Source organism: Streptomyces sp. NPDC028419, from assembly GCF_055565515.1.
Genome location: NZ_JBVHUE010000047.1, coordinates 1 through 21,248 on the forward strand (window position 1 = coordinate 1; position 21,248 = coordinate 21,248).

Here is a 21,248-nt window from a genome sequence, read left to right on the forward strand (position 1 = left end):
CCTCGCTCCCCCACCCCCCCCCCCCCCCCCCACCCCCCCACCCCCCCCCCCCCCCCCCCCCCCCCCCCCCCCCCCCCCCCCCCCCCCCCCCCCACGCCCGTACGCGTACTGCTGGGCCCGGATCAGGCGCCCGAGGCGCTCAGGATCTCGCGCGCCAGCTTCGCCGTCTCGGTCGGCGTCTTGCCGACCTTGACGCCGGCGGCCTCGAGGGCCTCCTTCTTCGCCTGCGCGGTGCCCGAGGAGCCGGAGACGATGGCGCCGGCGTGGCCCATGGTCTTGCCCTCGGGGGCGGTGAAGCCCGCGACGTAACCGACGACCGGCTTGGTGACGTGCTTGGCGATGTAGTCCGCCGCACGCTCCTCGGCGTCGCCGCCGATCTCACCGATCATGACGATCAGGTCGGTGTCGGGGTCCGCCTCGAACGCCTCGAGGGCGTCGATGTGCGTGGTGCCGATGACCGGGTCGCCACCGATGCCGACGGCGGACGAGAAGCCGAGGTCGCGCAGCTCGTACATCATCTGGTAGGTCAGCGTGCCCGACTTGGACACGAGACCGATGCGGCCGGGCTTGGTGATGTCGCCCGGGATGATGCCGGCGTTGGACTGGCCCGGCGTGATCAGACCGGGGCAGTTCGGGCCGATGATCCGCGTCGTGTTGCCCTTGGCGGTCGCGTACGCCCAGAAGGCGGCGGAGTCGTGCACCGCGATGCCCTCGGTGATGACGACGGCCAGCGGGATCTCGGCGTCGATCGCCTCGACCACGGCGGCCTTGGCGAAGGCCGGCGGGACGAAGAGGACGGAGACGTTGGCGCCCGTCTTCTCCATCGCCTCGGCGACGGAGCCGAAGACCGGGACCTCGGTGCCGTCGAAGTCGACGGTGGTGCCGGCCTTGCGCGGGTTCACGCCGCCGACGATGTTGGTGCCGTCAGCCAGCATCAGCTTGGTGTGCTTCATGCCCGTGGCACCGGTCATGCCCTGGACGATGACCTTGCTGTCCTTGTTGAGGAAGATAGCCATGTGAGTCTGTGACCTCTGCCCTTACTTCGCAGCCGCGAGCTCGGCGGCCTTGTCGGCCGCGCCGTCCATGGTGTCCACGCGCTGGACCAGCGGGTGGTTGGCGTCCGAGAGGATCTTGCGACCCAGCTCGGCGTTGTTGCCGTCGAGGCGGACGACGAGCGGCTTGGTGACCGCCTCGCCCTTGCTCTCCAGCAGCGCCAGGGCCTGGACGATGCCGTTGGCGACCTCGTCACACGCGGTGATGCCACCGAAGACGTTGACGAACACGGACTTGACGTCCGGGTCACCGAGGATGATCTCGAGGCCGTTCGCCATCACCTCGGCGGACGCGCCGCCGCCGATGTCGAGGAAGTTGGCGGGCTTGACGCCGCCGCCATTCACCGACTTGTACGCCTCGCCGGCGTAGGCGACGACGTCGAGGGTGCTCATGACGAGACCCGCGCCGTTGCCGATGATGCCGACCTCACCGTCGAGCTTGACGTAGTTGAGGTTCTTGGCCTTGGCGGCCGCCTCGAGCGGGTTCGCGGCGGCGTGGTCCACGAACGCCTCGTGGCCCGGCTGGCGGAACTCGGCGTTCTCGTCGAGAGACACCTTTCCGTCCAGGGCCAGGATGCGGCCGTCCTTGGTCTTGACCAGCGGGTTGACCTCGACGAGGAGCGCGTCCTCGGCGACGAAGGTGTCCCACAGGGTCACCATCGCCTCGGCGACGCCCTCGGCCACGTCGGCCGGGAACTTCGCCTGGGCCACGATCTCGCGGGCCTTGACGATGTCGACACCGTCGACCGCGTTGACCGGAACCTTCGCGAGGGCCTCGGGGGTCTTCTCCGCGACCTCCTCGATGTCCATGCCGCCCTGCACCGAGGCCATGGCCAGGAAGGTGCGGTTGGTGCGGTCGAGGAGGTACGAGACGTAGTACTCCGCCTCGATCTCCGGGGACAGCTCGGCGATCATCACCTTGTGGACCGTGTGGCCCTTGATGTCCATGCCGAGGATGTCCGTCGCACGGGCGACGGCCTCGTCCGCGTTGGCGGCCAGCTTGACGCCGCCGGCCTTGCCGCGGCCTCCGACCTTCACCTGCGCCTTGACGACCGACTTGCCGCCCAGCCGCTCGGTCGCCTCGCGGGCTGCCTCAGGCGTGTCGATCACTTCACCGGCCAGCACCGGTACACCGTGCTTGGCGAAGAGGTCCCTCGCCTGGTACTCGAACAGGTCCACGCGCGTCCGTCCCTTGTCTTCAAAGATTCGCAGTGATTCGCGGTTTTCTGCTATCTGCGTGGGCGTGCCGCGGAGGGCAACGTGACGGCGCTGTCACAAGGGAGGCGCACACGGTGACCGTGGACGCGGCATGTCCGTCTCGCAGGTTATCCCCGCGGGCCGTAGGTCCCTAAATCGCAGATCACACCTGAGCGGTGATACCTGTCACAGATCACCTCACGCTTGATCTGCGAATTCGTGCGATCCGCCCCTGTGCAGCGGACGGGAGCGTGGTCCACGGGTCGGCCGATCGGCCCCTTCACTCCGGGACCGGCAGCGGCTTCTTCTCGATCGCGGCGGCCATCACCTCCGGGAAGAGGTCGGGGGTGCAGGCGAAGGCCGGGGCGCCGAGGGCCGCGAGGGCCGCCGCGTGTTCCCGGTCGTAGGCGGGGGCGCCCTCGTCCGAGAGCGCGAGCAGGGTGACGAACTGGACGCCGGCCGCCTTCATCGTCGCGACCCGGCGCAGCATCTCGTTGCGGATGCCGCCCTCGTAGAGGTCGCTGATCAGGACGACGACGGTGTCCGCGGGCCGGGTGATCTTCGACTGGCAGTAGGCGAGGGCGCGGTTGATGTCCGTGCCGCCGCCGAGCTGGGTGCCGAAGAGGACGTCGACGGGGTCGTCCAGCTGGTCGGTGAGGTCCACGACGGCGGTGTCGAAGACGACGAGGCGGGTGGCGATCGAGCGCATGGAGGCGAGGACGGCGCCGAAGACCGAGGCGTAGACGACGGAGGCGGCCATCGAACCCGACTGGTCGATGCAGAGGATCACCTCCTTCTTCACCGATTGCGCCGCCCGGCCGTAGCCGATCAGCCGTTCGGGGACGACCGTGCGGTGTTCCGCCAGGTAGTTCTTGAGGTTGGCCCGGATGGTGCGGTCCCAGTCGATGTCCCGGTGCCGGGGGCGGCTGATCCGGGCGGAGCGGTCGAGAGCCCCGCCCAGGACGGCCCGGGTCCGGCCGGAGAGCTTCTTCTCCAGCTGCTCCACCACCGCGCGGACCACCATGCGGGCGGTCTCCCGGGTGGTGTCGGGCATCGCCTTGTTGAGCGAGAGCAGGGTGCCGACCAGGTGGACGTCCGGCTCGACCGCCTCCAGCATCTCCGGTTCCAGCAGCAGGGCGGAGAGGCCGAGCCGCTCGATGGCGTCGCGCTGCATGACCTGGACGACGGAGGCGGGGAAGTACGTACGGATGTCGCCGAGCCAGCGGGCCACGGCCGGGGCGGAGCCGCCGAGGCCGGCGGAGCGCTCCCCGGTGCGGCCGGGCGCCTTGCGGCCGCCGCCCGCGGGGCCGCCGTAGAGGGCGCCGAGGGCGGCGTCCATCGCCGCGTCCCGGCCGGTCAGGGCGTGTCCCGTGCCGTCCGCCTCGCCCCCGCCGAGCACCAGCCGCCAGCGCCGCAGCCGCTCCCCCGCCGGGTCCGCCGCATCCGTCGCGTCCGTCGTGTGCATCGTGTCCGTCGTGTCCGTCGTGTTCACCGGGCCACCCCCACCAGCTCGTCGTCTTCGCCGCGGGCGCCCGCCAGCAGCATCCTGACCATGGCCACCACCGCGTCCGCCCGCTCCGCGTCCAGCTCCGGTGCGAAGCCCTCGGGCGCCGACCCGGCCGTGGCCGCGGCGCCGCCCGGCGCGGCGGGTCCGCGCCGCACCAACTCGCCCAGGGTCCGCTTCACCCCCGGCTCATAGGCGCCGAACGTCCGCCGCAGCAGCGGCAGTACGTCGACGAACGCGCGCTCCGGCACCCCGGCCAGCCAGCCGTCGATCAGGCCGAGCAGGCGTTCGTCGTGCACCAGCAGCGTGCCGCCACCGGACGCCCCGCCCGCGAAGCCCTCGATCCAGCCGGCCGCATCGGCGGGCCCGGCCGCCGGGGAGAGCGCGAGGCCCATCAGCCGCGCGGTCTCCTCGGCGGTGAGGGCGCCGTCGTCGAGCAGCAGCCGGACCGCCCGGCCGCGGATCAGCCCGGGCACCGTGTCCCGGCCCGCCAGCGTCCGCAGCACCCCGGACCAGCGCCCGCGCAGCCCGTCCGCGGCGTCCGCGGCGTCCGTGGTGTCCGTGGTGTCGTCGCGGTCGAGCATCCCGATCGCCCCGTGGACCGCGTCCACGTGGCCGCGCAGCTCGGCCGCGGCGTCGGCGTCGAGCCCGGTGGCGCAGGCGGGCGGCAGCGCGACGCAGATCCGCTCGGCGAGCCCGGCCGCGACCGTGCCCAGCGCGGCCGTGTCCGTACCGCGCACGTCGCCGTAGCGCAGCGACCGGGCGAGGGCGGGCAGCGCCCGGGCGAGCCGGGCCACGTCGGTGTCCAGCGCGGCCCGGTCGGCCAGCGCCCGCAGCACGGCCGGCAGTGCCTGCCCCAACCCGGCCAGCAGGCACTGCTCTGCCAGGGCCGTCACCTCGCCCAGCTCCGCCGCGGCCGCCGCGTCGGCCTCGGCCTTGGCGGTGGCCGCGGCGAGCACGGTGGTGCCCCAGATCCCGGCTTCGGCGACCCGTACCGACAGTTCCGGCTCCCACCGCAGCCGCCAGCTCTCGCGGAAGGTGCCGGTGCTGCTCCGGGAGGCGGTGGGCGCGCCCCACCCGATGCCCAGCAGCCGCAAGCGGTGCAGCAGCAGGCTCTTGGCGCCGTCGGTGTCCTTGCGCAGGTCCAGCTCCAGGTCGCGCTGCTGGGCCTCCGCCTTCAGGCGCAGGGAGCGCTGGAGCCGGGTCAGGTCCCGTTGCAGCGGTACGACGGGCGCCCCGTCCGGGACCTCGCCGAGCACGTCGCCCACGACCAGCCGGTCCTCGATGAGCCCCAGGGGCACGGTGGAGCCCTCGCACATCACCGCGGTGGCCGCTTCGAGGGTTTCGCCGAGCCCGGCCAGCGGGCGGCCGCGCAGCGCGGCCAGGGTCTCCGCGAGCCGGACCGCCTCGATCACGTGCGCCGAGGAGACCTGCCGGTCCGCTTCGCGGAGCAGCCCGGCGACCTTCGTCAGCCAGCGCTCCACGGGCCGGTCGCGGGCCGCGAAGAGGTGCGCGTACCAGCCGGGGGAGGTGATGCCCGCTCCGTAGCCGCCGGCCCGGGCCAGCCTGCGGTGGGTCCAGGGCACCCAGGTGGTCTCCACCTTGACCTTGGGCAGGCCGGTGAGCAGCGCCTTGTCGGCGGCCGCCGTGGTCTTCGCGCGCAGCGCGGGCACGTGCCAGGCCCCGCACACCACCGCGTAGTCGTCGCCGAACTCGCGGCGGGCGGCCCGCATCCGCTGGCGCATGTACGCCTCGCGGACCGCGTCACGGGGGTGGCCGCCGTCGCCGTACTCCTCGCGCAGGGCGGCCATGGCCTCGCCGAGAGCCTGGAAGGCGGCCAGCGGCTCGGCCCCGCCGCCGCTCCCCCGGTGTTCGACGACGTCCTCCCACCACTGCTCCGGGTCCTCGTAGCCGGCGGCCCCGGCGAGCGCCGCGAGCGGGTCGAGCCGGATGCCGGGGACCGGCGCCCCCTCGGTCCCCGGCCCGGACTCCGGCTCCGCATCGGCCCCCGGCACGACCGCGAGGGAGTGGGCGGCCGGCAGGTCGATGAAGCGGACCGGGATCCCGCGGGTCTGCGCCCAGCGGATGGCGACCCACTCCGGGGAGAAGCCGGCCAGCGGCCAGAAGGCGGCCCGGCCCGGGTCGTCGGCGGCGTGGGCCAGCAGAGCCACGGGCGGCCGCATCCCCGGGTCGGCGGCCAGCGGCAGCAGCGCGTCCCCCTCCGGCGGGCCCTCGATCAGCACGGCCCGCGGCGCCGCCGCGTCGAGGGCGGCGCGCACCGCCCGGGCGGAGCCGGGCCCGTGGTGCCGCACGCCCAGCAGGAGCGGGCCCACGGCGTGCGGGCTCACGCCGTCACCTCCCGGCAGGCGCGGTAGAAGTCCTTCCAGCCCTCGCGCTCGCGGACCACGGCCTCCAAGTACTCCTGCCAGACCACCCGGTCGGCGGCCGGGTCGCGGACGACCGCGCCGAGGATGCCGGCGGCCACGTCCGAGGGGCGCAGTACGCCGTCGCCGAAGTGGGCCGCCAGGGCGAGTCCGTTGGTGACGACGGATATCGCCTCGGCGGTCGACAGGGTCCCGCTCGGCGACTTCACCTTGGTGCGGCCGTCGTCGGTGATGCCGCCCCGCAGCTCGCGGAAGACGGTGACGACGCGGCGGATCTCGTCCAGGCCCTCGGGGGCGGGCGGCAGGTCCAGGGCGCGGCCCATCTGGTCGACCCGGCGGGCGACGATGTCGACCTCGGCGTCGGCGGTCGCGGGCAGGGGCAGGACGACGGTGTTGAAGCGGCGGCGCAGCGCGCTGGAGAGCTCGTTGACCCCGCGGTCGCGGTCGTTGGCGGTGGCGATGAGGTTGAAGCCGCGGACGGCCTGCGCCTCCTGGCCCAGTTCGGGGATGGGCAGGGTCTTCTCGGACAGCACGGTGATCAGGGAGTCCTGGACGTCCGCCGGGATCCGGGTCAGCTCCTCGACGCGCGCCGTCATGCCCTCGGTCATGGCCCGCATGATCGGGCTGGGGACGAGCGCCTCGCGGCTCGGGCCGTGGGCGAGCAGCCGCGCGTAGTTCCAGCCGTAGCGCATCGCCTCCTCCGGGGTGCCCGCGGTGCCCTGGACGAGCATCGTGGAGTCCCCGCTGACCGCGGCGGCCAGGTGTTCCGACACCCAGGTCTTGGCGGTGCCGGGGACGCCGAGCAGGAGCAGGGCGCGGTCGGTGGCCAGGGTGGTGACGGCGACCTCGACGATGCGGCGCGGGCCGACGTACTTGGGCGTGATCACGGTGCCGTCGGCGAGTTCGCCGCCGAGCAGGTACGTCGCGACGGCCCAGGGCGAGAGCTTCCAGCGGACCGGGCGGGGCCGGTCGTCGGCGGCCGCGAGGGCTTTCAGTTCGTGGGCGAAGGCGTCTTCGGCATGCGGGCGCAGCACCTCGGCGCCGGCGCCGTTCTCGGGCATGGTCATGGTCCCCCTCCAATGCTCGGCAGCCGCTCCCGACTGCTGTGACCACGGTGCACCACGCCACTGACAACACCCCTTGTCCAGCACGTCGTTGCAGGTCAGGGCGATTGTCAGTGGGGGTGCCTACGGTGGAACACATGACTGAGCAGGGGGTCCGCTGGACAGCGGAACAGGTACTGGCTCTGGCTCCTGACGTGGCGTCACGCAAGGCGGGGGCCAAGCTGGGCGGGGCGGGTCCGTGGTCACAGACCGGAGGTTCCGCTTCCGGTGCGGTGTGGGGGTGGTGCAAGGGCAGCGGCAGTACGCCGTACCGGACGGTCGTGGACCTGACGGGCCCGGCGTACACGTGCTCCTGCCCGAGTAGGAAGTTCCCGTGCAAGCACGCGTTGGGGCTGCTGTTGCTCTGGGCGGCGGAGGGCTTCGGCGAAGCGGTGGAGGCTCCGGAGTGGGCCTCGACCTGGCTGACCGAGCGGGCGGCGCGGGCCGCCCGGTCCGCCGCCCCGGGGGCCGCCGCGGCGGTCGCCGACCCGGAGGCGGCCCGCCGGCGCGGCGAGCGCAGAGCGGCCCGGATCGGCGCGGGCGTGAGCGAATTGGAGCAACGGCTGGCCGATCTGCTGCGCGGCGGTCTGGCCGGTCAGGAGCACGCCGGATATTCCCTGTGGGAGGAGACGGCGGCCCGTATGGTCGATGCACAGGCACCCGGACTGGCCTCCCGCGTAAGGGAGTTGGGAACCATACCGACCTCCGGTCCGGGTTGGCCCGGCCGGATGCTGGAGGAGTGCGCGCTCCTCCATCTGCTGGACCGGGCCTGGCTCGGGGTGGGGGAACTTCCCGGGCCGCTGGCCGCCACGGTCCGGGCCAGAGTGGGCATCACGAGCACCGCGGAGGGGGACGCGGTGCGCGACCGCTGGCTGGTGCTGTCCCAGTACGACACCGTCTCGCCGGACGGCCGGCTCACCACGCGCCGGATCTGGCTGCGCGGGGCGGAGAGCGGACGGGCGGCGCTGGTCCTGGACTTCGGTCCGCCCGGGCGGCCGCCGGGGCTGGCACTGCCGGTCGGCCTGGCACTGGATGCGGAAGCCCGCTTCCGGCCCGGGTCGGCGGGGCTGCGGGCGGATCTCGGGGAGCGGTTCGCCGCGCCCGTGCCGTGGCCGCTGGCCCCGGCGGGGATCTCTACGGGGGCCGCGCTCGACGCCTATGGAAGGGCGCTGCGCGAGGACCCGTGGCTGGACGCCTGGCCGGTGGTGCTCGGCCCGGTGGTTCCGGTCCCCGGAGAGCGCGGCTGGCAGCTGGCGGACGCCCGGGGAACGTCCGCCCTGCCCGTGCCGGCGGCCGCGGGACGGTCCCGTTCGGGGCTGTGGCAGCTGGCGGCGCTGTCCGGGGGCGACCCGGTGACGGTGTTCGGCGAGTGCGGACACCGCGGGTTCACTCCACTGACCGCCTGGGCCGCGGGCTCCGACGAGCCCGTCGCCCTGGGCTGAACGACGGCGCGGCGCGAGCCGCGCGCAGTACCGGTGGCGCGGGGGCGCCAGCGGGCAACGAGCAAGCCGGGGGGCTTCTGTGAACGACAACCACGCCAGCTAGCGGGCCGAAAAGGCCGGCGGACGGCACGACACGTACGACACATACGACACGACACGACCACACACGGGGAGGACTGCTCCGGTCCCGCGGAGGGGGCGGGACCGGAGCGCACCACCCACCAGCAAGGCCGAGGCCGAGGCCGAGGCCGAGGCCGAGGGCAAGCACAAGCACGAGGGAGGGGCACGTGAACGGGAACGGGCACGGGGACGAGCACGGGGCCGGGCAGGCGCCCGGGGGCGAGGCGTGGGAGGAGCTGGTCAGCGCCGCACTGCTCGGCACCGAGCGGCGGCGCGGCAGCGGGGCGACCGGTTCGCCGCAGGCCCTGCTGGACGCGGCGGCCGTCGCGGCGGTGCGCCGCCGGGCCGGGCTGCGTCCGGCCGAGGCGGGCCCGCGGCCCGAGCCCGCGGCGCCGGATCCGCGCCCCGCGCCGCCCGATGCCGCGCGGCGGCGGCTCGCGCAGCTGCTGGCGGGCCGCACGGGCGGGGGCGGCGGGAGGCGCGGATCGGCGCCGGACCTGACCGAGCTGCTGCCGCAGTGGCTGGCCGCCGCCGTGCGGCACGGCTACCGGGCGCCCGCCGCCCAGGTGCCCGCGCTACTGGACGCGGCGAAGGCCCGTACGGATCTGCGCCCGCAGGCCCTGGCGCTCGCCGGGGGGCGGGGGCGGTGGCTGGCCCGGCTCAACCCGGAGTGGCGGTTCGCGCTGCGCAGCGGGGCCGGGGGCGGCGAACTGCCCGCCCCCGACGATCCGGTGGCCGTGGCACGGCTGTGGCAGGAGGGGCTGTTCGCGGAGCGGGTGGCGCTGCTGGGGGCGGTCCGGGCCCATGAGCCGGCGGCCGCGCCGCTGCTCCTGGCGACCACGTGGTCCACCGAGCGGGCCGAGGACCGACTGATGTTCCTCGATTCGCTGCGCTCGGGGCTGTCGGAGGCCGACGAGCCCTTCCTGGAGCGGGCGCTGGGCGACCGCAGCCGCAATGTCCGGGCGACGGCGGCCGAGCTGCTCTCCGCGCTCGTGGGGTCCGCACTGGCGGGCCGGATGGCCGAGCGGGCCCTGGCCTGCGTGGGGCCGGAGGGCGTGGTCCCGCCGGCCGCCTGCGATGCCGGGATGCAGCGGGACGGCGTGGTCGAGCGCCCGCCGGCCGGTCGCGGGGAGCGGGCCTGGTGGCTGGGGCAGCTGGTGGAGGCGGCTCCGCTGTCGTGCTGGCGGGAGCGCTTCGCCGGCCTGGACCCGGCCGGGATCCTGGCGCTGCCGGTGGCCGAGGGCTGGGCCGAGGAACTGCACGCGGCCTGGTGCCGGGCGGCGGTCCGCCAGCGTGACCCGCTCTGGTCGAAGGCCCTGCTCGGCTCGGCGTCCGCGCCGCCCGCGGCGGGCCCGGCCACCGCCTCGCTCGCCGAGCGGGCGAAGCTCCTGGAGACCCTGCCCGAGGAGGAACGGGCGGCGTGGGTCGCCGAGTTCGTCCGGGCGCACGGGCTGTCGGAGGCGTTCCAGCTGCTCGGGGTGTGCGTGGTGCCGTGGGCCGCCGAGCTGGGCGACGCCGTGGTGGACGCGCTGGACTCGGCCCGCTTGGCGGGGAGTTACCCCTGGAGCTTCAGCGGGGTGATGGGGCTCGCGGAGCGCTGCCTGGACCCGGCGGCGGCCGACCGGCTGGAGTCCCTGCTCTCGGTGGCGCTGGCCGCGGAATCGGCCGGGGCGTCCGGGGCGGACGCCCCCGGCGGCTCGGCGGCCGCGGAGGTCACGCCGGGCGCCGAGGCGTACTGGGCCGAGGCGTTCCAGCGGCTGGTGTCCACCCTGCGCCTGCGCGCGGCGATGCTGGCGGAGCTAGCCCCCGCCCGGGCGGCCTGACCCGCGGCGCTGCGGGGGGCCGGGGCGGGGACGCGGTGGTCCGGTGGCTCAGGCCGACTGGCGGACGTGCGCGCGGACCCAGTCGACGATGGCGGTGGTCGTGGCGCCCGGGGTGAAGATCTCGGCCACGCCCTTCTCCTTGAGCGGACCGATGTCGTCCTCCGGGATGATCCCGCCGCCGAAGACCTTGATGTCCTCCGCCTCGCGCTCGCGCAGGAGTTCCAGGACCCGCGCGAAGAGCGTGTTGTGGGCGCCGGAGAGGATCGAGAGGCCGATCGCGTCGGCGTCCTCCTGGATGGCGGTGTCCACGATCTGTTCGGGGGTCTGGTGGAGGCCGGTGTAGATGACCTCCATGCCCGCGTCCCGCAGCGCACGCGCGATCACCTTGGCACCGCGGTCGTGGCCGTCAAGACCCGGCTTCGCCACCACCACACGGATCGGACCGGTCACACCCATCGCACTGCCTCCCGAGTGAACGAACGTTAAGTACAGCATCGCGCACACCTCCGTTTCGCGGTGAACCGGGAGGGGGAAATCACACGTGGGACAGCATTGATTTCACTCGGGACGTCCGGCCCAGGGCAGCTGCGCCCGGAGTGCCGACGGCCACACCCGGAAGCCGCCAGGGGGAGGCCGTCGATGGGGCTGCCATTCGTCTTCACGTCCGTACCCGCGTCCGGCGCCGCACTGCGCGCCGCCGCGCTCGAAGTCGTCGTCCTCGCCGGACACCTGCTGCTCTACCCGACCGGGATCCTCCCGGAACGGCCGGAGCGGGCATGCCGCGCGCCCGGGGTCGCGACCCCGGGGGCTCGGCCGCCGGCGCTGCTGCTGCACGGCTTCACCGACAACCGCTCCGTCTTCGTGCTGCTGCGCCGTGCCCTCGCCCAGGGCGGCCGCCGCCGGGTGGAGACGTACAACTACTCGCCCCTCACCTTCGATCTGCGCGCGGCCGCCCGCCGGCTCGCCGAGCACGTCGAGGAGGTGTGCCGGCGGACCGGGGCCCCGCGCGTGGACCTGGTGGGGCACAGCCTCGGCGGGCTCATCGCCCGGTACTACGTCCAGCGCCTCGGCGGGGACGCGCGGGTGCGCACCCTCGTCACTCTCGGTACTCCCCACGCGGGCACCCGGGTGGCTCCGTTCGCGGGCGCGCACCCGGTGATCCGGCAGATCCGCCCGGGCTCCTCGGTGATGGCCGAACTGGCCGCGCCCGCGCCCGGATGCCGGACCCGGTTCGTCGCCTTCTGGAGCGAGTTCGACCAGTTGATGGTTCCGGTGGAGACGGCCCGGCTCGACCATCCCGACCTGCGGGTGGAGAACGTGCAGGTCACCGGCATCGGACACCTCGCGCTCCCGAAGCATCCGGCCGTCATCGCGGCCGTCCACCGGGCCCTCGACGGTCCGTCGCTCGTCGCCCCGGCCGCCCCGGGAACCGCCTCCGTCGCCTGAACGGCGAACACCCCACAGTCGAACGGATTTCGAACCCAGGGCCAAGGCTCCGTCTCCGCACGACCGAAAGACGGCCGAATGCCCGGTTCCGGAAACTCGAGAACCCCTAGAAGATTGTCGTTGCCAGTAACCGACGGGTACAGTCACGCCACTGCTCTCCTCCGGGGTCCCCGACCCCCCGGCCACCCAGGCTCCCCACCGCCGAGGCGAAAGAGAAGTTGGTGAACGACAGCACCACGTCGGGCCAGTATCCGGACAACGGATACGACGGCCTCTCCACCACCACCTTCGCCAGCGAGGTGCCGTACCCGTCCTTCGACACGCAGGGCCAGGGGTACGACTACGCGGCCTACGCCGCTCCCTACGACACCGGCGCCTACGACACCACGGCGTGGAACGCCCCCGTCCAGGACGGCTACCTCTCCAGCATCCCCACCCAGAGCGCCGCCGACGACGTCAGCGGCCAGTGGGACGCCAGTGCCTGGAACACGGAGTACCAGCCGACCTCCTTCGGCTACGACGGCGGCGCCGCCCCCGTCGGCGCGAGCACCGGTGACGCCTCGGGCCACTGGGCGATGCCCGGTTACGGCACGGCCGGCGCCGAGACCGGCGCCTACGACGCCACCGCCTGGAACACCGTGGCCCCGGAGGAACTGCCGCAGCAGCTCCAGCCCGAGGCGGCCTACGCGTACTCCTACGCCTACGAGGCCACCACGCTCACCCCGGCCTACGACTCCGGCGCCTACGCGGCCCCGGCCTACGAGGGCGACTACGCCGCGCACCACGACGCGCACCACGACGGCGGATACGAGGCCGGCTACGAGGCCGCGCCGGAGTCCGGCCCGGCCACCGCGGTCTTCGACGCCGTGCCCGCCGAGGACACCGCGGCGGAGCGGGACGACGTTCCGGCCACGGCCGCCCACGCCGACCTCCCCACCCAGACCATGGCCACGACGACGCCCGTGCCGCGCTCCGCGCGCCGGGCCCCCGCCAAGGCGAACGGCGGCCGCCGGTCCCCGGCGAAGCGGTCCGCGCTGCTGACCGTCGCCGTTCCGTCGGTGTGCGTCATAGGGGTCGCGGGCGTGGCCGCCGCCGCGGTCGGCGGGTTGCCCTCCGGTGACAAGCCGTCCGGCGACACGACCACGATGGCCGCGCCCGACCCGGCGTCCGTCAAGCCGGTCGCCGCGAACAGCAAGCTCGACACCCAGCTCACCGCACTCAGCGCCGACGCGGGCGACTTCGCGGACCGGGCCAGCCGTACTCAGGAGCGCATCGACCTGAAGGAACGGCAGGACCTGGAGAAGAAGAAGCGCGCGGAGGAGGCGGCGGCCAAGGAAGCGGCCCGCCCCAAGTTCTCCCTCCCGGTCGACCAGCACGGCCTCAGCGCGGGCTTCGGACAGGCCGGCGGCATGTGGATGTCCGTGCACACCGGCATCGACTTCCCGGTCTCCTACGGCACGCCGGTCATGGCCGCCACCGACGGCACCGTGCGCACCCAGTGGAACAGCGCCTACGGCAACATGGCCATCGTGGTCTCGCCCGACGGCACCGAGACCTGGTACTGCCACCTCAGCAGCACCAAGATCCGGTCCGGCAAGGTGAAGGCCGGTGACGTCATCGCGTACTCGGGCAACTCCGGCAACTCCACCGGCCCGCACCTGCACTTCGAGGTACGGCCGGACAGCGGCTCCCCGATCGACCCGCAGGCGTGGCTCCGCAGCCACGGCCTCGACCCCAACTAGACGGCACGAAGAAGGGGGCGGGGCCCGGGGACTTCACCCCGGGCCCCGCCCCCTTCTCCATGCGGCCGGCGGCCGGCGGCCGACGGCCGACGGCCTACAGCTTCTGGACGGGCGCGTACCGCAGCAGCAGCCGCTTCGGCTTCTCGTCCCCGAAGTCGATGGTGGCCTGCGCGTCGGCGCCGGTCCCCTTGACCTCCATCACCGTGCCCAGCCCGAACTGGTCGTGCGTGACCCGGTCCCCCACCAGCAGGGTGATGACCGGCTTGTCCGAGGTCCGGCGCGTCGCGAAGCCCGAGGGGCCCGACTTGGACCGCGAGGACGACAGGAACGACTCGGGCGAGGTGCCGAAGGAGGCCCCGCCCGCGCCGCCCGAGCGGGAGCCGGTGGAACTGCGCATCGGGCCCGCGGGCTTCTGCGCCCCCGTCCGCTTCCACTGGAGGTACTGGTCCGGGATCTCCTCCAGGAACCGCGAGGGCGGGTTGTAGGAGGGCGTGCCCCAGGCGCTGCGCATCGAGGAGCGGGTCAGGTACAGCCGCTCGCGCGCCCGGGTGATCCCGACGTAGGCGAGGCGCCGCTCCTCCTCCAGCTCCTTGGTCTGGCCGAGCGCCCGCATGTGCGGGAAGACCCCGTCCTCCATGCCGGTCACGAAGACCACCGGGAACTCCAGGCCCTTGGCGGTGTGCAGGGTCATCAGGGTGATGACGCCCGTGCCCTCGGTGTCCTCGTCGGGGATCTGGTCGGAGTCGGCCACCAGCGCGACCTGCTCCAGGAACTCCGCGAGCGTGCCCGGTCCCGGGGCCGCTGGTGGGGCCGCGTCCGGATCGGCGTCCGCGCCCGCGTCGGCCGCCGCCTGCTCCGCCTGCGCGTCGGCCTCGGGCGCCGCCGGCGCCGCGTCCGCGGCGGCCGCCCGCGCCTGCTCGAACTCCAGCGCCACGGCCGCGAGTTCCTGGAGGTTCTCGATCCGCGTCTCGTCCTGCGGGTCGGTCGAGGCCTGGAGCTCGGCGAGGTAGCCCGTGCGCTCCAGGACCGCTTCCAGCACCACGGCCGGACCCGCGCCCGAGTCGACGATCGTGCGCAGTTCCTCCATCAGCACGTTGAACCGCTTCACCGCGTTGGTCGAGCGCGCGGCCATGCCGTACGCCTCGTCCACCCGCTTGAGCGCCTGCGGGAAGGTGATCCTCTCGCGCAGCGACAGCGCGTCGATCATCGCCTCGGCGCGGTCGCCGATGCCGCGCTTGGGCACGTTCAGGATCCGGCGCAGCGGCACCGCGTCCTCGGGGTTCGAGAGCACCCGCAGGTAGGCCAGGACGTCCCGGACCTCCTTGCGCTCGTAGAACCGGACGCCGCCGACGACCTTGTAGGGCAGGCCGACCCGGATGAAGATCTCCTCGAACACGCGGGACTGGGCGTTGGTGCGGTAGAAGACGGCGACGTCGCCCGCCTTCGCGTCGCCCGCGTCCGTCAGCCGGTCGATCTCGTCGGCGACGAACTGCGCCTCGTCGTGCTCGGTGTCCGCGACGTAGCCGGTGATCCCGGCGCCCGAACCGGCCTGCGTCCACAGGTTCTTGGGGCGGCGGTTCTCGTTGCGCTCGATGACCGCGTTGGCGGCGGACAGGATCGTCTGGGTGGAGCGGTAGTTCTGCTCCAGCAGGATCGTCGTCGCGTTCGGGTAGTCCTCCTCGAACTGGAGGATGTTGCGGATGGTCGCGCCGCGGAAGGCGTAGATCGACTGGTCCGCGTCACCCACGACGCACAGCTCGGCGGGCGCGAGGTCCGGGTACCCGGTGCCGACCAGCTCGCGCACGAGCGTGTACTGCGCGTGGTTGGTGTCCTGGTACTCGTCGACCAGGACGTGGCGGAAGCGGCGCCGGTAGTGCTCGGCGACGTCCGGGAACGCCTGGAGCAGGTGCACCGTGGTCATGATGATGTCGTCGAAGTCGAGGGCGTTGGCCTCGCGCAGCCGCGCCTGGTACATCGCGTACGCCTGGGCGACGGTCTTCTCGAAGCCGTCCACCGCCTGCGCGGCGAAGGCGTCGGCGTCGATCAGCTCGTTCTTGAGGTTGGAGACCTTCGCGCTGAAGGACTTCGGCGGGAAGCGCTTGGGGTCCAGGTCGAGGTCCCGGCAGACGAGCGCCATCAGGCGCTTCGAGTCCGCCGCGTCGTAGATCGAGAAGGACGAGGTGAAGCCGAGGAGCTTGGACTCGCGGCGCAGGATGCGCACGCACGCGCTGTGGAAGGTCATCACCCACATCGCGTTCGCGCGCGGGCCGACCAGCTCCCCGACGCGCTCCTTCATCTCGCCGGCGGCCTTGTTGGTGAAGGTGATCGCCAGGATCTGGCCGGGGTGCACCCCGCGGGCGCCCAGCAGGTGGCCGATGCGGTGGGTCAGCACCCGGGTCTTGCCGGAACCGGCGCCCGCCACGATCAGCAGTGGCGAGTCCGCGTGCACGACGGCGGCGCGCTGCTCGTCATTGAGGCCGACGAGCAGCGCCTCCGGGTCGATGACCGGCCGGGGGGACCCGCCCCGGTAGTACGCGTCCCCGCTCGGGGGCGCGTCGAAGCGACCCCCGAAGAGGTCGTCGGCGCCCGGCTCGGGGGCGTGGTCCTCGGGCGGCGGCGGAGGCTCCTCGTGGGAGGGGGTGAGGTCCGCCAGGAAACTGTCGTCAAAGAGGCTGCTCATCGCCTTCCGAGTCTAGGGCCCGGGACCGACAGCCGGTCCCGGCCCCGGAAATTCGGTCCCGCATATGCTCCCGGACCCTTCCCAGCCCCGCGCGGCGGCGCTAGCGTCCAGCGCCAACCGGAAGGAGGTGCCGGCCCGTGTCCCACCCCGCTCCCTCCCCCCACCGCAAGCCGCGCACCCGATCTCACCCGAGCATCCCGGCGGCCGCGGGCCGACTGGGCGTCGTCACCACCGCCGCCGTCGCCGCGCTGGGGCTGCTCCCCCAGCAGCCGGTCCTCGCCGCCCCGGCCGTCCCGGCCCCGCGGCCCTCCGTGGAGGAGGTGCGCTCCCGGGTGGACGCGCTCCAGCGGCAGGCCGAGGTCGCCACCCAGGAGTACGACGCGGCCGCCGAGCGGGTGGCCGTGCAGCGGGCGAAGCTGGTCGCGCTGATGGACCAGGTCGCCCGCACCACGCAGCGGCTGAACGAGACCCGGCGCCTCCTGGGCAGCCTCGCGGCGGCCCAGTACCGGGGCGCCGATCCCTTGGGCGGCGCCGCCACCCTGCTGCTCGGCTCCGATCCGCAGGGCTTCTTCGCCCAGGAGCACCTGATGTCCCGGCTCGGTGACCGCGGCGAGCGCCTCCTGGCGGACGCGCGGCAGCAGCGGCTGGACTCCTCGAAGAGAAGGGCGGAAGCGGCCGGGGCGCTGAGCGAAGTGGAGTCCTCGCAGGCGGAGCTGCGGCGGCGCAAGCAGGCGGTGCAGGACCGGCTGGCCGAGGCGAACGCCCTGCTCACGGGGTTGACCCGGGCCGAGCGGAGCCGGCTCGCGGAGCTGGCGGCGGGCGCCGGGGCCGAGGCCCCGGGCGGCCCGCTGCCCGCGGACGCACCGGCCTCGGCGCACGGCACGCGGGCGGTCGCCTTCGCCCGGGCCCAGCTGGGCAAGCCGTACGTGTGGGGGGCCACCGGACCCGGCTCCTACGACTGCTCGGGGCTGACCCAGGCCGCCTGGCGCGCGGCGGGCATCGACCTGCCGCGCACCACGTGGGACCAGGTCAAGGCGGGCCCGCGGATCGCGACGGCCGATCTGCGCCCCGGTGACCTGGTCTTCTTCTACGACGACATCAGCCACGTCGGGCTGTACATAGGCGGCGGCCGGATGATCCACGCCCCGCGCCCCGGGGCGTACGTCCGCGAGGACTCGATCCACTACCAGCCGATGTACGGGAGCGTCCGGCCCGGCTAGGTCCTGTCGTCAAAGTGCCGTCGTCGCCCGAAGGGCGGCCCCGCGGCGTCTGGTGCGTGCTCTCGCCGTGCCGGGCGGAGGCCCGCGTACTGGACGTACTTGGCTTTCGCCCGGTGCGGCGAGAGTGCGTGCCAGGCGTCGCGAGGCAGACGGCACTTTGACGACAGGACCTAGGTCCCGTCGTGCGGACAGGAGGCGGATCCGAACGGTCGTCGGACGACAAACAGAATCAGTGTGGATCAGCTCCGGGCAGTTCGGATCATCTCGACATCTTCCCGTTACCTCCAGGTTTAGCGTCCTCCCCCAAGACCCGCACGACGGATCAGCAGGGAAGGACGTGAGGCCCCCGTGGCCAGTCATCGAAAGCCCAGGCAGCGCCCGCTCCTCTCCGGCGGCACCCTCCGCACCGCCGCCACCCTCGCCCTGGCGGGCGCTGCCACCGCCACCGCCTACGAAGGCACCTCGCAGGCCGACCCCCAGCCCACCCCGGAGCAGGTCAAGGCCCAGGTGGACCGGCTCTACGAGGAGGCCGAGGCGGCGACGGAGCAGTACAACGGGGCGAAGGAGAAGGCGGAGGCCGCGCAGAAGTCGCTGACCGAGCTGCGCGACGAGACGGCCCGCAAGACCGACCGGCTGAACACGGCGCGCAACGCCCTCGGGTCGCTCGCCGCCTCGCAGTACCGCAGCGGGAGCCTGGGCACCGCCGTCCAGCTCGCGCTCGCCGACGACCCGCAGGACTACCTCGACCGGGCCGCCTTCATCACGCGGGCGGGCGACCGCACCGCCTCGGAGGTGGCCTCCGTACGCCGCCAGCTCGACGAGGTCGGGCGGCTGCGCGACAAGGCGGCGGGCCGGCTCTCGGAGCTGCGCGCCCGCGAGGCCGAACTCTCCGACCGCAAGTCCGTCATCGAGGGCAAGCTCGACGCCGCGAAGCAGCTGCTGGCCAAGCTCACGGCCGAGGAGCGCGCGCGGTACGAGGCCCAGGGCGGCGCGGGACCCGCCGCCGCGACCGGCTCCGCCACCGCCCTCGCGGCCGCGCCGGCCGGGGACGGTTCGCGCGCGGCCAGGGCGGTGGCCTTCGCCTACGGGGCGCTCGGCAAGCCGTACGTCTGGGGGGCCACCGGGCCCGGCTCCTTCGACTGCTCGGGGCTGACCCAGGCGGCCTGGAAGGCGGCCGGGGTCTCCCTGCCCCGCACCACCTACACCCAGATCAATGCCGGCCACCGGGTCTCCCGCGACCAGCTCGCCCCGGGTGACCTGGTGTTCTTCTACTCCGGGATCAGTCACGTCGGCCTGTACATCGGCAACGGCCAGATGATCCACGCCCCGCACCCCGGCGCCCCGGTCCGGATCGCCCCGATCGCCTCGATGCCCTGGGCCGGGGCCTCCCGCCCGGTGTGAGCGGCGGGCCCGACCGTCAGACCAGGCGGCGCGCCGTCGCCCAGCGGGTCAGCTCGTGCCGGTTGGAGAGCTGGAGCTTCCTGAGCACCGCCGAGACGTGCGACTCGACCGTCTTGACCGAGATGAAGAGCTGCTTGGCGATCTCCTTGTAGGCGTAGCCGCGCGCGATGAGCCGCAGCACCTCGCGCTCGCGCTGGGTCAGCCGGTCCAGGTCCTCGTCGACCGGCGGCGCGTCCGTCGAGGCGAAGGCGTCGAGGACGAAGCCCGCCAGCCGGGGCGAGAAGACCGCGTCGCCGTCCTGCACCCGGAAGACCGAGTCGACCAGGTCGGTGCCGGTGATGGTCTTGGTGACGTAGCCGCGCGCGCCGCCGCGGATGACGCCGATGACGTCCTCGGCGGCGTCCGAGACGGACAGCGCGAGGAAGCGCACCGGGTTCTCGGCGGCCGTCATCAGCGGGGCGCAGCGCCGCAGCACCTCGACGCCGCCGCCGCCGGGGAGGTGGACGTCGAGGAGCACCACCTCGGGTCGGGTGGCGGTGATGACGGTGACGGCCTGGTCGACGTCGGCGGCCTCGCCGATGACCTCGACGCCGGTGCGCTCGGTCTCGCCGATCTCGGCCTGCACTCCGGTGCGGAACATCCGGTGGTCGTCGACGAGGACCACCTTGACCCTCCTGGTCTCGCCTCCGGTGGTCGCGTTGTCCTCGGTCATGCCGGCATCGCCGCCCTCTCCATCTCCAGTTCGACTTCCGTGCCGCCGTCGGGCGCGGACCGCAGCCGCGCGGTCCCGCCGTTGCGCTGCATCCGGCCGATGATCGATTCTCGTACGCCCATGCGGTCGTCGGGTACCGCGTCGATGTCGAAGCCGGGGCCCCGGTCCCGTACGGACACGAACACCGTCCGTCCCTCGACCTCGGCGTAGACCTGGACGGGCCCGCCCTCGCCACCGTACTTGGCGGCGTTGACCATCGCCTCGCGCGCGGCCTGGACCTGCGCGACCAGCTTCTCGTCGAGCGGGCAGTCGCCGACGACGACGACCTCGATGGGAACGCCGTGGTGGTCCTCGACGTCCGCGGCGGTCTTCTTGACGGCCTCGGCGAGGGTGTCGGGCTCCTCGGCCTCGTCCTTGCCGGTGCCCTCGGGCTTGTAGAGCCAGTTCCGCAGCTCCCGCTCCTGGGCGCGGGCCAGGCGCCGGACCTCGCCGACGTCCTCGGCGTTGCGCTGGATCAGGGTGAGGGTGTGCAGCACCGAGTCGTGGACGTGGGCGGCGACCTCGGCCCGCTCCTGGGCGCGGATGCGCATGAGGCGCTCCTCGGAGAGGTCCTGGGTCATCCGGATCAGCCAGGGTCCGGCCAGCAGGGCGACCCCGACCAGGACGGCGAGGGTCGCGGTGAGGACGTTGCCCAGCTGGGCGGCGGAGCCCCGGACGACGATGAAGACGGTGAGGCCGACGCCGACCAGGACGACCCCGGCGAGCGCGCGGGCGATCTGCAGGAGCTGGCCGTGCCGGCCGTCCGCGGAGTTCCAGTGGGCGCGGCGGGCGTTGTCGGCCTGGCGCCACACCAGCACCACGCCGGCGCCGACCAGCAGGGTCGGCCAGATGTAGCGGTCGGCCTTCTGGTCGCCGGCCTGGAGCTTCGAGATGAAGATGCCCGCGCCGACGAAGAGCGCGATCAGCGCGGTGATCTGCCCCCGGTCGGGCTTGCGCAGCCGCCGGCTGCCGTCGGCCAGGGTCTCGAAGAAGGACCGGTGCCCGGTACGGCCGCCGACGCCGAGCGGTACGAACACCCAGAAGGCGGCGTAGAGCAGCACGCCGAGGCCGTCACCGAAGAGGAAGGTGCCGAGGAAGGCGAGCCGGACCCAGAGCACGGGCAGCCCGAGGTGCCCGGCCAGCCCGCGGGCGACGCCGCCGAGCATCCGTCCGTCGGCGCTGCGGTAGAGCTTGCGCGGCGGGGTGTCGGCGGTCTCGGCGGCGGCGTGGGCGTGCGGTGTGCGGGGGGCGGCTGGTGCGGGCATGTCACCGATGGTCACACGCGCGGGGGGTCCGGGACATCAGGGCAGCCCCCCAGTTCCGTCGGGGGGATATCAGGGTCGCGCCAGGGTCGGACCCGGTGCCGCTCGGCCGGACCGCCCG

Annotated in this window: 15 protein-coding genes; 6 read left to right on the forward strand and 9 right to left on the reverse strand. The window is 73.8% G+C overall.

What is annotated here, in order from left to right:
- Positions 1-122 precede the first annotated feature (122 nt).
- The 5 genes from sucD to ACZ4UB_RS35705 all read right to left on the reverse strand — a co-directional run bounded on the left by sucD (position 123) and on the right by ACZ4UB_RS35705 (position 7,204).
- A complete protein-coding gene (gene sucD / locus ACZ4UB_RS35685) occupies positions 123-1,016 on the reverse strand; it encodes a succinate--CoA ligase subunit alpha (protein ID WP_354383076.1) in 894 nt (297 codons plus the stop codon).
- Positions 1,017-1,037: 21 nt separating this feature from the next.
- Positions 1,038-2,231 carry an ADP-forming succinate--CoA ligase subunit beta gene (gene sucC, locus ACZ4UB_RS35690; RefSeq protein ID WP_468076807.1) on the reverse strand — a complete coding sequence of 398 codons (1,194 nt, stop codon included), beginning with the start codon at positions 2,229-2,231 and terminating at the stop codon, positions 1,038-1,040.
- Positions 2,232-2,529: 298 nt separating this feature from the next.
- A complete protein-coding gene (locus tag ACZ4UB_RS35695) occupies positions 2,530-3,714 on the reverse strand; it encodes a VWA domain-containing protein (protein WP_468076864.1) in 1,185 nt (394 codons plus the stop codon).
- A gap of 23 nt (positions 3,715-3,737) precedes the next feature.
- Positions 3,738-6,101, reverse strand: coding sequence for a DUF5682 family protein (locus ACZ4UB_RS35700; protein WP_468076809.1), 2,364 nt, complete (start codon positions 6,099-6,101; stop codon positions 3,738-3,740).
- Positions 6,098-7,204, reverse strand: coding sequence for an ATP-binding protein (locus tag ACZ4UB_RS35705; RefSeq protein ID WP_354383073.1), 1,107 nt, complete (start codon positions 7,202-7,204; stop codon positions 6,098-6,100). Before ACZ4UB_RS35705 ends, ACZ4UB_RS35700 begins: the two co-directional genes overlap by 4 nt.
- 134 nt (positions 7,205-7,338) lie before the next feature.
- Here ACZ4UB_RS35705 and ACZ4UB_RS35710 point away from each other — a divergent pair, with 134 nt between their 5' ends.
- Together ACZ4UB_RS35710 and ACZ4UB_RS35715 are read left to right on the forward strand one after the other, a co-directional pair.
- Complete coding sequence (locus ACZ4UB_RS35710; protein ID WP_468076811.1) at positions 7,339-8,682, forward strand: SWIM zinc finger family protein; 1,344 nt, start codon at positions 7,339-7,341, stop codon at positions 8,680-8,682.
- A gap of 287 nt (positions 8,683-8,969) precedes the next feature.
- Entirely contained in the window at positions 8,970-10,625 is a 1,656-nt protein-coding gene (locus ACZ4UB_RS35715; protein ID WP_468076813.1) for a DUF5691 domain-containing protein, read from the forward strand.
- 48 nt (positions 10,626-10,673) lie between these two features.
- On the opposite strand, the gene ACZ4UB_RS35720 is transcribed toward ACZ4UB_RS35715, so the two are convergent.
- Positions 10,674-11,081, reverse strand: coding sequence for a cobalamin B12-binding domain-containing protein (locus ACZ4UB_RS35720; protein WP_467965248.1), 408 nt, complete (start codon positions 11,079-11,081; stop codon positions 10,674-10,676).
- A gap of 183 nt (positions 11,082-11,264) precedes the next feature.
- On the opposite strand from ACZ4UB_RS35720, the gene ACZ4UB_RS35725 reads away from it, so the two are divergent.
- Together ACZ4UB_RS35725 and ACZ4UB_RS35730 are read left to right on the forward strand one after the other, a co-directional pair.
- Entirely contained in the window at positions 11,265-12,071 is an 807-nt protein-coding gene (locus ACZ4UB_RS35725; RefSeq protein WP_468076815.1) for an esterase/lipase family protein, read from the forward strand.
- Between the two features lie 221 nt (positions 12,072-12,292).
- On the forward strand, positions 12,293-13,813 hold the full coding sequence (locus ACZ4UB_RS35730) for a M23 family metallopeptidase (RefSeq protein ID WP_468076817.1): 1,521 nt from the start codon (positions 12,293-12,295) through the stop codon (positions 13,811-13,813).
- A 94-nt stretch (positions 13,814-13,907) separates the two neighbouring features.
- Here ACZ4UB_RS35730 and ACZ4UB_RS35735 read toward each other — a convergent pair whose 3' ends face one another.
- The gene (locus tag ACZ4UB_RS35735) at positions 13,908-16,493 is read right to left on the reverse strand and encodes an ATP-dependent DNA helicase (protein WP_468076819.1); all 2,586 of its coding nucleotides are present in this window, start codon (positions 16,491-16,493) and stop codon (positions 13,908-13,910) included.
- 137 nt (positions 16,494-16,630) lie between these two features.
- Here ACZ4UB_RS35735 and ACZ4UB_RS35740 point away from each other — a divergent pair, with 137 nt between their 5' ends.
- On the forward strand, positions 16,631-17,713 hold the full coding sequence (locus ACZ4UB_RS35740; RefSeq protein WP_468076821.1) for a C40 family peptidase: 1,083 nt from the start codon (positions 16,631-16,633) through the stop codon (positions 17,711-17,713).
- A gap of 348 nt (positions 17,714-18,061) precedes the next feature.
- Positions 18,062-19,114 carry a C40 family peptidase gene (locus ACZ4UB_RS35745; RefSeq protein ID WP_354383065.1) on the forward strand — a complete coding sequence of 351 codons (1,053 nt, stop codon included), beginning with the start codon at positions 18,062-18,064 and terminating at the stop codon, positions 19,112-19,114.
- Between the two features lie 16 nt (positions 19,115-19,130).
- On the opposite strand, the gene ACZ4UB_RS35750 is transcribed toward ACZ4UB_RS35745, so the two are convergent.
- Both ACZ4UB_RS35750 and ACZ4UB_RS35755 read right to left on the reverse strand, forming a co-directional pair.
- Positions 19,131-19,826, reverse strand: coding sequence for a LuxR C-terminal-related transcriptional regulator (locus tag ACZ4UB_RS35750; protein ID WP_468076824.1), 696 nt, complete (start codon positions 19,824-19,826; stop codon positions 19,131-19,133).
- Complete coding sequence (locus ACZ4UB_RS35755; protein ID WP_468076826.1) at positions 19,823-21,130, reverse strand: ATP-binding protein; 1,308 nt, start codon at positions 21,128-21,130, stop codon at positions 19,823-19,825. Before ACZ4UB_RS35755 ends, ACZ4UB_RS35750 begins: the two co-directional genes overlap by 4 nt.
- Positions 21,131-21,248: the final 118 nt, after the last annotated feature.

Coding starts and splice junctions, on each gene's coding strand:
- sucD (WP_354383076.1), bottom strand. CDS start 1,016: ATGGCTATCTTCCTCAACAAGGACAGCAAGGTCATCGTCCAGGGCATG.
- ACZ4UB_RS35695 (WP_468076864.1), bottom strand. CDS start 3,714: ATGCACACGACGGACGCGACGGATGCGGCGGACCCGGCGGGGGAGCGG.
- ACZ4UB_RS35705 (WP_354383073.1), bottom strand. CDS start 7,204: ATGACCATGCCCGAGAACGGCGCCGGCGCCGAGGTGCTGCGCCCGCAT.
- ACZ4UB_RS35710 (WP_468076811.1), top strand. CDS start 7,339: ATGACTGAGCAGGGGGTCCGCTGGACAGCGGAACAGGTACTGGCTCTG.
- ACZ4UB_RS35720 (WP_467965248.1), bottom strand. CDS start 11,081: ATGGGTGTGACCGGTCCGATCCGTGTGGTGGTGGCGAAGCCGGGTCTT.
- ACZ4UB_RS35725 (WP_468076815.1), top strand. CDS start 11,265: ATGGGGCTGCCATTCGTCTTCACGTCCGTACCCGCGTCCGGCGCCGCA.
- ACZ4UB_RS35735 (WP_468076819.1), bottom strand. CDS start 16,493: ATGAGCAGCCTCTTTGACGACAGTTTCCTGGCGGACCTCACCCCCTCC.
- ACZ4UB_RS35750 (WP_468076824.1), bottom strand. CDS start 19,826: ATGACCGAGGACAACGCGACCACCGGAGGCGAGACCAGGAGGGTCAAG.
- ACZ4UB_RS35755 (WP_468076826.1), bottom strand. CDS start 21,130: ATGCCCGCACCAGCCGCCCCCCGCACACCGCACGCCCACGCCGCCGCC.